At 71.7% G+C, this 14,484-nt stretch carries 8 protein-coding genes; 2 read left to right on the forward strand and 6 right to left on the reverse strand.

The annotated features are described in order from the left end of the window. Positions 1–19 precede the first annotated feature (19 nt). Positions 20–2,110, reverse strand: coding sequence for a phosphate acetyltransferase (pta, locus tag ACFYP3_RS00510; protein ID WP_388824490.1), 2,091 nt, complete (start codon positions 2,108–2,110; stop codon positions 20–22). Between the two features lie 224 nt (positions 2,111–2,334). On the opposite strand from pta, the gene ACFYP3_RS00515 reads away from it, so the two are divergent. Together ACFYP3_RS00515 and ACFYP3_RS00520 are read left to right on the forward strand one after the other, a co-directional pair. Next, positions 2,335–3,360: an ATP-dependent 6-phosphofructokinase gene (locus ACFYP3_RS00515; RefSeq protein ID WP_388824493.1), complete on the forward strand. Its 1,026-nt coding sequence runs from the start codon at positions 2,335–2,337 to the stop codon at positions 3,358–3,360. A 231-nt stretch (positions 3,361–3,591) separates the two neighbouring features. Then, a complete protein-coding gene (locus ACFYP3_RS00520; RefSeq protein WP_388824496.1) occupies positions 3,592–5,613 on the forward strand; it encodes a hypothetical protein in 2,022 nt (673 codons plus the stop codon). Positions 5,614–5,617: 4 nt separating this feature from the next. On the opposite strand, the gene ACFYP3_RS00525 is transcribed toward ACFYP3_RS00520, so the two are convergent. The 5 genes from ACFYP3_RS00525 to ACFYP3_RS00545 all read right to left on the reverse strand — a co-directional run bounded on the left by ACFYP3_RS00525 (position 5,618) and on the right by ACFYP3_RS00545 (position 14,217). Next, positions 5,618–6,301, reverse strand: a complete 684-nt coding sequence (locus tag ACFYP3_RS00525) for a helix-turn-helix domain-containing protein (protein WP_388824499.1) — start codon at positions 6,299–6,301, stop codon at positions 5,618–5,620. Positions 6,302–6,603: 302 nt separating this feature from the next. Continuing rightward, positions 6,604–8,892 (reverse strand): 1,4-alpha-glucan branching enzyme, encoded by a 2,289-nt coding sequence (gene glgB / locus ACFYP3_RS00530; protein ID WP_388824502.1) that lies wholly within the window; start codon positions 8,890–8,892, stop codon positions 6,604–6,606. Continuing rightward, positions 8,889–10,340, reverse strand: coding sequence for a phosphotransferase (locus ACFYP3_RS00535; RefSeq protein ID WP_388824505.1), 1,452 nt, complete (start codon positions 10,338–10,340; stop codon positions 8,889–8,891). Before ACFYP3_RS00535 ends, glgB begins: the two co-directional genes overlap by 4 nt. 155 nt (positions 10,341–10,495) lie before the next feature. Beyond that, positions 10,496–12,226: a maltose alpha-D-glucosyltransferase gene (gene treS / locus ACFYP3_RS00540; RefSeq protein ID WP_388824508.1), complete on the reverse strand. Its 1,731-nt coding sequence runs from the start codon at positions 12,224–12,226 to the stop codon at positions 10,496–10,498. After that, on the reverse strand, positions 12,223–14,217 hold the full coding sequence (locus ACFYP3_RS00545; RefSeq protein ID WP_388824511.1) for a maltotransferase domain-containing protein: 1,995 nt from the start codon (positions 14,215–14,217) through the stop codon (positions 12,223–12,225). The genes treS and ACFYP3_RS00545 overlap by 4 nt, the downstream gene beginning before the upstream one ends. Positions 14,218–14,484 lie beyond the last annotated feature (267 nt).

Raw genomic sequence — 14,484 nt, forward strand, 5'->3', positions numbered from 1 at the left:
GGTGGGGTGGGGGAGGGGGTCAGGCGGTGGCCGCGGACGACGGCCCGCCCTGCGCCTGGATCGCGGTGATGGCCACGGTGGTGACGATGTCCTGCACGAGCGCGCCGCGCGAGAGGTCGTTGACCGGCTTGCGCAGCCCCTGGAGCACCGGGCCGACCGCCACCGCGCCCGCCGAACGCTGCACTGCCTTGTACGTGTTGTTGCCGGTGTTGAGGTCGGGGAAGATCAGCACCGTCGCGCGGCCGGCCACCTGCGAGCCGGGCAGCTTGGTCGCGGCGACCGAGGGCTCCACGGCCGCGTCGTACTGGATCGGGCCCTCGATCTGGAGGTCGAGGCGCTGCTCCCGGACGATCTCGGTGGCCTTGCGGACCTTGTCGACGTCCGCGCCCGAACCGGAGGTGCCGGTCGAGTACGAGAGCATCGCGATCCGCGGGTCGACGCCGAAGGCGGCGGCCGTGGCGGCCGACTGGACGGCGATGTCGGCGAGCTGCTCGGCGTTCGGGTCCGGGTTGACGGCGCAGTCGCCGTAGACGAGGACCCGGTCGGCCAGGCACATGAAGAAGACCGAGGAGACGATGGACGCCTCCGGCTTGGTCTTGATGATCTCGAAGGCCGGGCGGATGGTCGCCGCCGTGGAGTGCACCGAACCGGAGACCATGCCGTCGGCCAGGCCCAGCTGGACCATCAGCGTGCCGAAGTAATTGACGTCGGTGACCACGTCGTTGGCGAGCTCGACGGTCATGCCCTTGTGGGCGCGCACCTGGGCGTAGTACTCGGCGAACCCCTCCCGCAGGGGAGAGGTCGCCGGGTCGATCAGCTGCGCGCCCGAGATGTCGACACCGAGGTCGCCGGCCTTCTTCAGGATCGCCTGCTCGTCACCCAGCAGGGTCAGGTCGCAGACGCCCCGGCGCAGCACCACGTCCGCGGCGCGCAGCACCCGCTCCTCGGCGCCCTCGGGCAGGACGACGCGGCGGCGCTCCGAGCGGGCCCGCTCCAGCAGCTCGTGCTCGAACATCATCGGCGTGACCCGCTCCGAGCGGGCCACCGAGAGCAGGTCGCGCAGCTCGCCGGTGTCCACGTGCCGCTCGAAGAGGCCGAGCGCGGTCTCCAGCTTGCGCGGGGTCGCGGAGTTCAGCCGGCTCTGCAGCGAGAAGAGTTCGGCGGCCGTCGGGAAGCTGTTGCCGGCCACCGACACCACGGGCGTGCCCGGGGCCAGCTTCGAGGCGAGGGCCAGGACCTCCGCGCTCGGCCGCTCGTTCAGGGTGAGCAGCACGCCGGCGATCGGCGGGGTGCCCGAGGTGTGCGCGGCCAGCGCGCCGACGACCAGGTCGGAGCGGTCGCCGGGGGTCACCACCAGGCAGCCGGGGGTCAGGGCGTTCAGGAAGTTCGGCAGCATGGCGCCGCCGAAGACGAAGTCCACGGCGTCGCGGGCCAGCCCGGCCTCGTCGCCGAGGAGCACCTCGCCGCCGAGCGCCCGCGTGATCTGGGCGACGGTCGGGGCGGAGAGCGACTTGTCGTCCGGCAGCACGTAACAGGGCACGGGGAGCCGGGCGGCCAGTCGCTCCGCTATGAGGTCGCGGTCCTCCGGGGCCACCCGGTTGACCACCATGGCGACGACGTGGCAGCCGAGGGTCTCGTAGGCGCGGTAGGCGTTGCGGGCCTCGGCGCGGACCGCCTCGGCGTGGTGCTTGGTGCCGCCCACGACGGGGACGACGAGCGCGCCCAGCTCGTTGGCGAGGCGGGCGTTGAGCGCCAGCTCGTCCGGGAGGTTGGTTTCCGCGTAGTCGGTGCCGAGGACGAGCATGACCTCGTAGTCGCGGGCCACCCGGTGGTAGTGGTCGACCAGCCGGGAGACGAGTTCGTCGGTGCCCTTCTCGGCCAGGATCGCCGAGGCCTCCTGGTACTCCATGCCGTACGCGGTCGCGGAGTCCTGCTCGATCCGGTAGCGGGCCTTCAGGAGCTCGAAGAGGCGGTCCGGTCCGTCGTGGAGCAACGGACGGTAGACGCCGACCCGGCCCGTCTGCCGGGTCAGGAGCTCCATGATCCCCAGCTCGACGACCTGGCGGCCGTCGCCCCGCTCGATACCGGTCACGTACACGCTGCGCGTCACGCCCGCACTCCGTCCCCTGCTGTGGATGTCATATTGGTCTGGCTCGACCCCTTGACAATACCTCTGCCAATAGATAGGGCGCCCTCCGGGAAAGGCCCTGGCCAGGAGGGTCGAAAGGCCCGGGAACCGGAGCGGCACAGGACGCGCGGCACCCCGGGCCCGTGGAACAATCGGACAGGCTTCACCATTACGCCCTTCACAGGTACGGCAGGAGACACAGCACGATGCGTATCGGAGTTCTCACCGCGGGCGGCGACTGTCCGGGGCTCAACGCTGTCATCCGGTCGGTCGTACACCGCGCCCTGGTCGGGCACGGGGACGAGGTCATCGGTTTCGAGGACGGGTTCAAAGGCCTCCTCGACGGCCACTTCCGCCCCCTCGACATCAACGCCGTCAGTGGCATTCTCGCCCGTGGCGGCACGATCCTCGGCTCGGCGCGCATGGAGCGCGCCCGCCTGCACGAGGCCGCCGAGAACGCCGCCGAACTGGCGACGCGCTACGGCATCGACGCCCTCATCCCGATCGGCGGCGAAGGCACCCTGACCGCCGCCCGGATGCTGTCGGACGCCGGGATGCCGGTCGTCGGCGTGCCCAAGACCATCGACAACGACATCTCCTCCACCGACCGCACCTTCGGCTTCGACACCGCCGTCATGGTCGCCACCGAGGCCATCGACCGCCTCAAGACCACCGCCGAATCCCACCAGCGCGTGATGGTCGTCGAGGTGATGGGCCGCCACGCGGGCTGGATCGCCCTGGAGTCCGGCATGGCCGGCGGCGCCCACGGCATCTGCCTGCCGGAGCGCCCCTTCGAGGTGGACGCCCTGGTGAAGATGGTGGAAGAACGATTCTCCCGCGGGAAGAAGTTCGCCGTCATCTGCGTCGCCGAGGGCGCGCACCCGGCCGAGGGCTCCATGCCGTACGAGAAGGGCGCCATCGACCAGTACGGTCACGAGCGCTTCGCCGGCATCGGCAACCGCCTCGCGGTCGAGCTGGAGCACCGCCTCGGCAAGGAGGCCCGCCCGGTCATCCTCGGCCACGTGCAGCGCGGCGGCGTGCCCACCGCGTACGACCGCGTGCTCGCGACCCGCTTCGGCTGGCATGCCGTCGAGGCCGTCCACCGCGGCGACTACGGCAACATGACCGCCCTGCGCGGCACCGACATCGTGATGGCCCCCCTCGCCTCCGCGACCACCGAGCTGAAGACGGTCCCCGACGACCGCATGTACGAGGCGGAGTCCGTCTTCTGACCCGCCCGGCCGGGACCTGCGCCCCTCCCGGGCCGGGACCTCCCGCCCCGCTTTCCCGCCGGACGGCCCCGGAGCCGGTGCTCCGGGGCCGCTCCGCGCCCGCCCGCACCGGACCCGCTGGTTAGGATTCCGGCCGGGGGACCGGCCGGCCGAGTCGCGTGACGGACCGGGCCCGTACGCCGGGCCCCCTCCACCACTCGCACGCACTCGATGGAAAGGTGCCCCCCTCCCGTGGCGACCAGCTCCGCCGTCCGGACCGCCGAACCGGTCGAGAACCCACCGGGACCCCGGGTCACCGGCCCCGCCGCACGGCGCAGCCCCGTCGTCCTCGCCGCGGCCCTCGCGGCGTCCTGGGCGGTGCCGCTGCTGCTCCACGCCGTCGCCCTCGACGTGCTGCTCCTGCCCGTCCTGGTCCTGACGATCGCCGCCCTGATCCGGGTCGGCGGCGGACTGCTCGACCGTCTCGTGGTCGCGGCCTTCCTGCTCTGCGGCGCCGTGATGGGCTTCGGCCTGCTCTTCTCCGTCTGGCCGTGGGGCCTGGCCCCCGTCCCCGGGGCCGGCCTGCTGCTGACGGTCGCCTCCGTGTCCGGCTGGCTGGCCCGCCGCCGGCCGCGCCTCCCGCTGCGCCTGCGCGGCTCGGACGCGCTGGTCGCCGCCACCGTCGCCGTGGTCTGGCACTACGTCCACCACCCGGTGGCCGGGAAGTCGGCCGCCGAGAGGCTGGCCTACTTCGTCACGTCCGAGGACCGGATGGGGCACTTCTCGTACTTCACCGGCATCCGACAGGTCGGCGGCTACGCCTTCCTCCACCAGGACGCCGCCCGGACGTACATGATGACGCCGTCCGAGGCGGTCTACCCGCAGGGCTCCCACTTCCTGCTGGCCTGGGTCGACGCCCTGGTGACCTCCTCGGCCGAGGCGGGCTCCGCCCTCGCCATGACGAACCGGTACTTCCTCTACGTCCTGGCCGCCTACGCACTGTTCTGCGGCGCGCTGGTCTGGGCCGCCCGCTGGATCGGCGGCCCCCGCCTGCGCGGCTGGCGCGCGGCCGCGGTCTGTGCCACCGCCGCCGCCGTGATGATGTCCGGATCGATGGCGGAGCTGATCGAGCGGGGCTTCGACTCCGAGACCATCGGCCTGCTGTTCCTGGCCGTCGCCCTGGCCCTGCTGGTGCGGCCCGCGGCGGGCCGCACCGAGTTCGTCCTCCTCGCGGCGGCCGGCCTCATCGCCGTGACGTACGTGTACAACCTCTACGGCGCCCTCGTCGGCATGGCGCTGGTCGCGGTGCTGCTCGTGCACCGCCGCCGGTTCGCCGGGCGGTGGATCCCGGTCCTCGGCGCCCTGGCGGCCGCCACGCTCGTGGCGGGACTGCCCAGCGCCTTCTCCGTCCTCACCAAGCTGGACGTCGCCAAGACCTCGAACCTGGCCGGACCGATGGTCATCCCCGACCGCCCGGTGTTCATCGGGCTCGGACTGCTCGCCGTGGTCGCGACCACCCTCCCGGTGAACCGCCGGACCGGCACCGGCCGGACGCTGCTGGCCCTCCTCCTCGGCGCGGCCGCGCTGATCGGCGTCTTCGGCGCCTGGCAGAAGCACACCATCGGCTACTACTCGTACTACTTCGAGAAGCTGACCGCCGCCGGGCTGGTGATCGCCCTGCTCTCGCTCGGCCTGATCGGACTGATGCTGCCGCCCGCCGGCGGGACGACGGGCCCCGCACTGCGCCGCCGCGCGGACCTCCTGCTGCGTTCCTGCCTCGCGGCGGCCGCGGCGCTGGCGCTGTTCGGCGGCGTCCAGTGGGGCGTGCCCTCCGGCTGGGGCCACCCCTCGGCCTGGTACGGCAGCCCCCTGCTCAAGTGGAGCCGGGGCGAGGCGAAGAGCGGCGACATCGGCCCGCCGGCCGCCGCCCTCACCGGGCGCGACCTGCCCGGCGTCACCTCCCCGGTGATCGCCCTGTACGGCAACGACGCCTACCTCAACCTGAGGTCGACCTTCCTCGCCCAGATCCTCACCCGGCAGGCCGGCAACATGGTCGGGCTGTACGAGGTCTTCTACGTCAAGGTCGGCGGACCCGCGACGGCCGGGGAGGAGGAGTACCGGGCCTCCCTGGGTCACCTGAAGACCGCGATCGCCGCGTGCCCGACCCCGCCGACCGTCCTGGTGGGCGATCGGGAGACCGCCGACCGGCTCAGGAGGGACCTGGCGGCCGCGGGCACCGCGGCCACCGTGGTCCACGCGCCGCTGCCCGGGTAGCGGCCTAGCTCGTGCCACCCGCGAGCTGCCAGAAGCGGTCCACGATCTCGACGAGGAACTCCCGGCCGGCGTCGCCGCTGCCGGCCTCGCCCCCGCCGCCGCCCCAGCTGAGCGTCGCCACCATGCGCGACTGGTAGTCGCCGTGCAGCTGCTCCAGCACCCATTCCAGGTTGGCCTTGGGGATCGGCAGCAGCTTGCCGAGCGGCTTCACGTACGCCTGCCAGCGCGTGGTCACCGCACTGCGCAGCAGGTCGGCCAGCTCCTCGTGCTTGCCGGTGGCCGTCACGAACTGGGCCAGCGTCAGACCGAGCACCGAGGCGAGGGCGGCGGACTGCCGTTCGTTGCCCCGCCAGCGCCCGGTGTCCTCCATCTTCTGGTACGAGCTCGTCTCCAGGCCGATCCGCCGGGCCAGTTCGTCCGCGGCGAGACCCCGGGACATCCGGTGCTCCCGCAGGGTGACCGGCTCGGCGAGCAGCTCCCCCGGAGCGCACCAGAGCACGCCCGCGAGCGCCGTGAGTTCGACCGAAGAGGGTGATATCTCGCCACGCTCCCAGGCCATCACCGTCTCGGGCGCGACGACGAGTCCGTACTGGGCGCGCAGGCCGTAGGCGACATGTCCGGGAGCCATGCCCAGGGCCGCGCGCAGACGACGCGCGGCGGGGGCATTGAAAGGTGGGCTGGAGTGCACACCGCACACCGTAGAAGTGGCCGGGCGACGGCGCCTACAGACCAAACAAACAAGCCCATACCTCGTAGGAAAGTCCTATGAAGATAAGGGCTTTCGTCGGGTTTCCGGGCGACTGTCCGGTAATCGGCGCGCTCGAAGATCCTTTGATGTGGGTACGGTTCCAGCCAATGCCCGCCGACACAAGGGTCGTCACACCCTCCACACAAGATGAACCGGACACCTATTCCGTACGTGTCATAGGAGGGGCCCTCGCCCACGGGGGTGGCGAGGGCCCCGTCGCGGTACGACGGGTCACTCACCCGCTAGGGCCGGAGCCAGACCGTCGCCAGCGGCGGGAGGGTCAGGCGCAGGCTGGCCGGACGGCCCTGCGCCGGCACCGGCTCCGCCCGCAGCGGCTGCGTGTGGTGGACGCCGCTGCCGCCGTACACCTGGAGGTCGGTGTTGAGGACCTCCCGCCACAGCGGCACCTCCTCCGGCACCCCGATCCGGTAGCCGTGCCGGACCACGGGCGAGAAGTTCGACACCGCCAGCAGCTGCGAACCGTCCTGCGCGTACCGCAGGAAGGCGAACACGTTGTCCTCCGCGGCGTCCGCCTCCACCCAGGCGAAGCCCTCCGGCACGGTGTCCCGCTCCCACAGGGCGGGCGCCGCCGTGTAGGTGCGGTTCAGGTCGCGCACCAGGTTCCGTACCCCCCGGTGGTCACCGGCCGCCGCGTAGGAGTCGTCCAGCAGCCACCAGTCCGGCCCGTACATCTCGGACCACTCCGAGCCCTGGGCGAACTCCTGCCCCATGAAGAGCAGCTGCTTGCCCGGGTGGGCCCACATGAAGCCGAGGTACGCCCGGTGCGCGGCGCGCTTCTGCCACCAGTCCTCCCCGGGCATCTTGGACACCAGCGAGCCCTTGCCGTGCACCACCTCGTCGTGCGAGATCGGCAGCACGTAGTTCTCGCTGAAGGCGTAGATCATCCCGAAGGTCATGTCGTGGTGGTGGTACTTGCGGTGCACCGACTCCTTCGACATGTAGCGCAGGGTGTCGTGCATCCAGCCCATGTTCCACTTCAGGCCGAAGCCGAGCCCGCCGGAGTCCGTCGGGCGCGTCACGCCGTTCCAGGCCGTGGACTCCTCCGCGATCGTCACGACGCCCGGGCAGCGCCGGTACACCGTCGCGTTCATCTCCTGGAGCAGCGCCACCGCGTCCAGGTTCTCCCGCCCGCCGTGCTCGTTGGGCGTCCACTCGCCCTCGCCGCGCGAGTAGTCGAGGTAGAGCATCGAGGCCACCGCGTCCACGCGCAGCCCGTCCACGTGGAACTCCTCGCACCAGTACACGGCGTTCGCGACGAGGAAGTTGCGGACCTCCTTGCGGCCGTAGTCGAACTCCAGCGTCCCCCAGTCCGGGTGCGCGGCCCGGCGCGGGTCCTGGTGCTCGTACAGCGGGCGTCCGTCGAACTCGGCGAGGGCCCAGTCGTCGCGCGGGAAGTGCGCGGGCACCCAGTCGACGATCACCCCGATCCCGGCCCGGTGCAGCGCGTCGACGAGGAAGCGGAAGTCGTCCGGGGTGCCCATCCGCGAGGTCGGCGCGTAGAAGCCGGTGACCTGGTAGCCCCAGGAGCCGCCGAAGGGGTGCTCGGCGACCGGCATCATCTCCACGTGCGTGAAGCCCAGCTCCTTGACGTACGCGGGGAGCTGCTCCGCGAGCTGCCGGTACGAGAGCCCGGGCCGCCAGGACGCCAGGTGCAGCTCGTACACGGAGAAGGGGGCCTGGTGCGGCGGCCGCTCACCGCGCCGTGCCATCCACTGCGCGTCCTGCCACACGTGGGCGGAGGCGGTGACCACCGAGGCGTTCGCCGGCGGGACCTCCGCGGACCGGGCCATCGGGTCGGCGCGCAGGGTGTGACTGCCGTCCGGGCGCGTGATGTCGTACTTGTAGAGCGCACCGGCGCCCACACCGGGCAGGAACAGCTCCCACACGCCGCTCGCGCCGAGCGAGCGCATCGGGTAGGCGACGGAGTCCCAGTACGAGAAGTCCCCGGCGATGCGGACCCCCTGGGCGTTCGGCGCCCACACCGTGAACCGGGTCCCGGCCACGCCCTGGTGCTCCATCGGCTGCGCGCCGAGCGCCGTCCACAGCTGCTCGTGGCGGCCCTCGCCGATCAGGTGCAGGTCCAGCTCGCCGAGGGCGGGCAGGAACCGGTACGGGTCGTGGACCTCGATCTCGTCGCTGTCGTACGTCACCAGCAGCCGGTACTCCGGCACGCCGGTCAGCGGCAGCAGCCCGGAGAACAGCCCGTCGCCCTCGTCGAAGAGCTCGGCCCGCAGCCCCTTGGCGACGATGGTGACCGCCTTGGCGTAGGGGCGCAGCACGCGGAAGGCCACCCCGCCCCGCGCGGTGCGGGCACCCAGCACCCCGTGCGGATCGTGGTGGCGGCCCTCCAGCAGCCGGGCCCGTTCGTCACCGCCGAGCGCGGGCGCCGGCCGGACCCCGCGCGCGGGAGTGGCGCGGCGGGCCCGGGGTGCGCGTGGCTTCTTCGCCGCCGCCGGGGCGGGTACGGCTTCGTCGCGGACGGTCGGTGACGGCTGTCGTGCGGCGCTCACGCGAGCGGCCTCCTCGGGGGCTTCGGGCGGGGATGGGGATGCGGGGAGATGGAACCGGGGGCGGGCGGGGTCGGCGGCACGCGGTGCGCGGGCCGCGAGGGTTCCGAGAGCCGCCGGATCGCGGCCATCGGGACGTGCAGCCAGTCGGGGCGGTGCCGGGACTCGTACCGGGCCTCGTACACCGCCTTGTCGGTCTCGTACGCCCGCAGCAGTACGGGGTCCTCGCGGGGGTCCCGGCCGGTGGTGCGGGCGTAGCCCTCGCAGAAGGCCGCCCGGCAGTCGTCCGCCCAGGTGGGGGCGAACGGCCGGTGTGAGCGGGCGGCGTAGTCGAAGGAGCGCAGTATCCCGGCGATGTCGCGGACCGCCGGTTCGGGACGGCGCCGGTCGGCCAGCGGCCGGGCCGGTTCGCCCTCGAAATCGATCAACGACCAGCTGCCGTCGAGGGTGCGCAGGGTCTGACCCAGATGGAGGTCCCCGTGGATCCGCTGGGCGGGCACCCCCGCCCCCCGGGAGGCGGCCAGGGCGTCGAAGGCCCCCCGCAGCCCCGCCTCGTAGGGCCGCAGGGCGGGCACCTCCCGGGCGGTCGCGGCCAGCCTGGCGGTCATTCCGGCGGCCAGCCGGGCGGTCTGCTCCGGGCCGAGCGCGACGGTGGGCAGGGCGGCGGCGAGCGCGCTGTGCACCTCCGCCGTGGCGCGGCCGAGTGCGTGCGCCTCGGAGGTGAAGTCGTCCCCGGCGCCGAGCCGGCGCAGCGCGAGCTGCCAGCCGTCGTCGGAGCCGCGCAGGTACGGCTGGAGCACGCCCAGGGTCAGCGGCTCGCTCCCGGGCGGCTCGGCCTCGTACCAGGCGACGGGGGCCGGGACGCGGGCGCAGCCGGCGGCGGCCAGGGCCCGGGGCAGCTCCAGGTCCGGGTTGACCCCGGGGCCGACCCGGCGGAACACCTTCAGGATGAACGAATCTCCGTAGATCAACGATGAGTTGGTCTGCTCTCCGGAGAGCGGCCGGGGCGAGAGCCCCGCCGGGATCGGCGTGGCCGGGTCCCGGTCGAAGCGCAGCGGGCCGAGCACCCCGGGGGAGCGCAGCCGCTCCAGCAGCATGGCCGCGAGCCGCGGGTCGCCCAGCGCCTCGTAGACCACCCGGCCGGCGTACGGGCCGTCCTCGGCGTGGCCGATCAGGGTGGGCGCGAGCGCGGGCGGCAAGGACGGGCGGATGCCCAGCAGCAGTTGGTAGCAGTCCCCGTCGACGTCGAGGAGCAGGTGCAGCATCCCGGGGGTGGATCCCGGCGGCAGCAGCTCGGCCGCCGAGACGGTCCTGAGTCTGCTGATGGTGCGGCCCTTGCCCGCGAACCAGCGCTGAGCGGGCAGCCAGGCTCTCAGCATCGGTTCCAGCGGGGCGATCCCGGCTGCCCGGTCGGCCGTCAGCCGGCTCCGGGCGGATGCAGCCTCCGACATGGCGTCGCGTCCTTTCCCCGGGCCGTCACAGAATGCGCAGAGTGTCCCGGATGCGCGGCAGTTGCTTATCCGGCATGTGCGAGTGTCGGGTCAGGATGGTCCGTACAGGGGCGGGCGATTGACCCATTCGAGCTGCCCGCCCCTCCACCGGCCCGCTAACCGTCGCGTTGCTCGCCGCGTTGCTCGCCGCGCTGTTCGGTCCGCAGCCGGAACCAGTAGAAGCCGTGTCCCGCCAGGGTCAGCAGGTACGGCCACTCACCGATCGGCGGGAAGCGCACGTCGCCCGTGAGCTCCACCGGGACCCGTCCGTTGAACGACCGAAGATCCAGCTCGGTGGGCTGCGCGAAGCGCGAGAAGTTGTGCACGCACAGCACCAGGTCGTCCCCGTACTCGCGGAGGAACGCGAGCACTGCCGGGTTGGACGAGGGCAGTTCGGTGTACGAACCGAGTCCGAAGGCCGGGTTGGCCTTGCGGATCTCGATCAGTCTGCGGGTCCAGTGCAGCAGTGAGGAGGGCGACGCCATGGCCGCCTCGACATTGGTGACCTGGTACCCGTGGACCGGGTCCATGATGACCGGCAGATTGAGCCTGCCCGGATCGCAGGAGGAGAAACCGGCGTTCCGGTCCGGGGTCCACTGCATCGGGGTGCGGACGCCGTCGCGGTCGCCCAGCCAGATGTTGTCGCCCATGCCGATCTCGTCGCCGTAGTAGAGCACCGGCGAGCCGGGCAGCGACAGCAGCAGGGCGGTGAACAGCTCCATCTGGTTGCGGTCGTTGTCCAGGAGCGGGGCGAGGCGGCGCCGGATGCCGATGTTGGCCCGCATCCGCGGGTCCTTGGCGTACTCGGCGTACATGTAGTCGCGCTCTTCGTCCGTGACCATTTCGAGGGTGAGCTCGTCGTGGTTGCGCAGGAAGATGCCCCACTGGCAGCGGTCCGGGATCGCCGGCGTCTTGGCCAGGATCTCCGAGACGGGGTAGCGGGACTCTCTTCGCACCGCCATGAAGATGCGTGGCATGACGGGGAAGTGGAAGGCCATGTGGCACTCGTCCCCGCCCTTGGCGAAGTCCCCGAAGTAGTCGACCACGTCCTCGGGCCACTGGTTGGCCTCGGCGAGCAGCACGGTGTCGGGGTAGTGCGCGTCGATCTCGGCCCGCACCCGCTTCAGGAGCCGGTGGGTGCGGGGGAGGTTCTCGCAGTTGGTGCCCTCCTCGGCGTACAGGTAGGGCACCGCGTCGAGTCTGAAGCCGTCGATCCCGAGGTCCAGCCAGAACCGCAGCGCGGAGATGATCTCCTCGACCACGGCCGGGTTCTCGTAGTTGAGGTCCGGCTGGTGCGAGAAGAAGCGGTGCCAGTAGTACTGCTTGCGCAGTGGGTCGTACGTCCAGTTGGAGGTCTCGGTGTCGACGAAGATGATGCGGGCGTCCTGGTACTGCTTGTCGTTGTCGGCCCACATGTAGTAGTCGCCGTACGGGCCCTCCGGGTCCTTGCGCGACTGCTGGAACCAGTCGTGCTGGTCGCTGGTGTGGTTCATGACGAAGTCGATGATCACCCGCATGCCGCGGGTGTGCGCCGCGTCCACGAACTCCACGAAGTCGGCGAGGTCGCCGAACTCCGGCAGCACGGAGGTGTAGTCGGAGACGTCGTAGCCCCCGTCACGCAGGGGCGAGGCGAAGAACGGCGGCAGCCACAGGCAGTCGACGCCGAGCCACTGGAGGTAGTCCAGCTTGGCGGTGAGCCCCTTGAGGTCCCCGACGCCGTCGCCGTTGCTGTCGTGGAAGGAGCGGACGAGGACCTCGTAGAAGACGGCCCGCTTGAACCAGTCGGGATCGCGGTCCTTGGCGGGGGTGTCCTCGAACGTGTCGTGGACGGGATCGTTGATCATCATGTGGTGGGTGACCCTCCGGTGGGCGGGGACGGTCGCAGAGCGGCCAGCACGTGCGCGGGCGTTCGGCCCGGCTCTAGGCGCACGTAGTTCGCCCTGCCCCAGTGATAGGTCTCGCCGGTGAGCTCGTCGCGCACCGCGAGGGACCCGTGCCAGTCGAGGCCGAGTACCGGCATGTCCAACGAGACCGTCGCCTCCTGGGTGTGGTGCGGATCGAGGTTGACGACCACCAGTACGGAATTGGCTCCGGCGTGCTTCGAATAGGCGATCACCTGTTCGTTGTCGGTCGGGTGGAAGTGGATGTCGCGCAGCTGCTGGAGCGCGGGGTTGCGGCGGCGCATCCGGTTCAGGGCGGTGATCAGCGGGGCGATGGTGCGGCCCTCGCGGTCGGCGGCCTCCCAGTCCCGCGGCCGGAACTCGTACTTCTCCGAGTTCAGGTACTCCTCGCTGCCGTGGCGCACCGGGGTGTTCTCGCAGAGCTCGTAGCCGGCGTAGACCCCCCAGGTGGGGGAGAGGGTGGCGGCGAGGACCGCCCGCACCTCGAAGGCGGGACGGCCGCCCTCCTGCAGGTACGCGTGGAGGATGTCCGGGGTGTTCACGAAGAAGTTCGGCCGCATGACGGAGGCCGAGGTGGTGCCGGACAGCTCGGTCACGTACTCGGTCAGCTCGGCCTTCGTGTTGCGCCAGGTGAAGTACGTGTACGACTGCTGGAAGCCGACCGCGGCGAGCGCGCGCATCATGGCGGGACGGGTGAAGGCCTCGGCCAGGAAGATCACGTCGGGGTCGGACTTGTTGATGTCCGCGATCACCTTCTGCCAGAAGACCACCGGCTTGGTGTGCGGATTGTCGACGCGGAAGATGCGGACCCCGTGGTCCATCCAGTACCGCAGGATCCGGCAGGTCTCCTCGACGATGCCGGCCATGTCGGTGTCGAAGTGGATCGGGTAGATGTCCTGGTACTTCTTCGGCGGGTTCTCGGCGTACGCGATCGTCCCGTCGGCCCGGTGGCGGAACCACTCCGGGTGCTTCTCCACCCACGGGTGGTCGGGGGAGCACTGGAGGGCGAAGTCCAGCGCGATCTCCAGGCGCAGCTCGCGGGCGCGCGCGACGAACGCGTCGAAGTCCTCGATGGTGCCGAGCTCGGGGTGGACGGCGTCGTGCCCGCCCTCGGTCGACCCGATCGCCCAGGGCACGCCCGGGTCCCAACTCCCCGCGGACAGGGTGTTGTTCGGACCCTTGCGGAAGGTGCTGCCGATCGGGTGGATCGGTGGCAGGTAGACCACGTCGAAGCCCATCGCGGCGATGGCGGGCAGCCGCTCCGCGGCGGTCCGGAAGGTGCCGCTGACCGGCGCCTCGCCGGGCTCCAGCACCGCCCCCTCCGAGCGCGGGAACATCTCGTACCAGGAGCCGAAGAGCGCCCGCTTGCGCTCGACGAGGAGCGGCAGCGGCTTGGAGGCGGTGACCAGCTCACGGTACGGGCGCTTGGCGAGCGCCGTGTCCACGGCGGGGTCGAGGGCGGCGGCGTACCGTTCGGCGGCCGGCCGGTCCTCGTCGCGCATGATCTCGGCGGCGGCCAGCACGGCCTCGCGGCCGTCGCGCTTGGTGATCCGGGCCCCGGCCCGCTCGTAGAGCTCGGCGCCCTCCAGCAGCATCAGCCCGGTGTCGATGCCGGCCGGGATCTTGATGGCGGCGTGGGCCCGCCAGGTGGCCACCGGGTCGCTCCACGCCTCGACGGTGTACGTCCACCTCCCCTCGGCGTCGGCGGAGACGCGGGCCCCCCACCGGTCCGTGCCGGGGGCGAGCTCGCGCAGCGGTACGGGGGGCCGCAGCCGCCCGCTCGGATCGCGCAGGACGATGTGGGCCGCGACGGCGTCGTGGCCCTCGCGGAACACGGTGGCCGAGATCTCGAAGACCTCGTCCACGACCGCCTTGGCGGGTCTGGCGCCGCAGTCGACGGCGGGGCGGACGTCCAGCACGGGAATGCGACCGATCATGATGGGATCACCTGGGGGCAGTTCGCAGGGCTCGGTGACAACAGGCCAGTCGGAGTCACGACTGGTAGTGCACGCTCTGTTCGCTCTGTTTCTAGCCGCTCGGAAGACGGCTGGGCTGCGGGCATGGCCGCTCCTGTCCGCGTTCACTCGGGTGGCGGGGAGAGGGTTTGTGGGCGGGTGCCTCGTGCTGTACGACGTGTACCCGGGGAGCCCTTCCCACTCTCGTCCCGCCCAATCCGCGCGCTCGGTTAACTACTCGTACGTAGT

Source organism: Streptomyces sp. NPDC005533, from assembly GCF_042871845.1.
Taxonomy (GTDB): domain Bacteria; phylum Actinomycetota; class Actinomycetes; order Streptomycetales; family Streptomycetaceae; genus Streptomyces.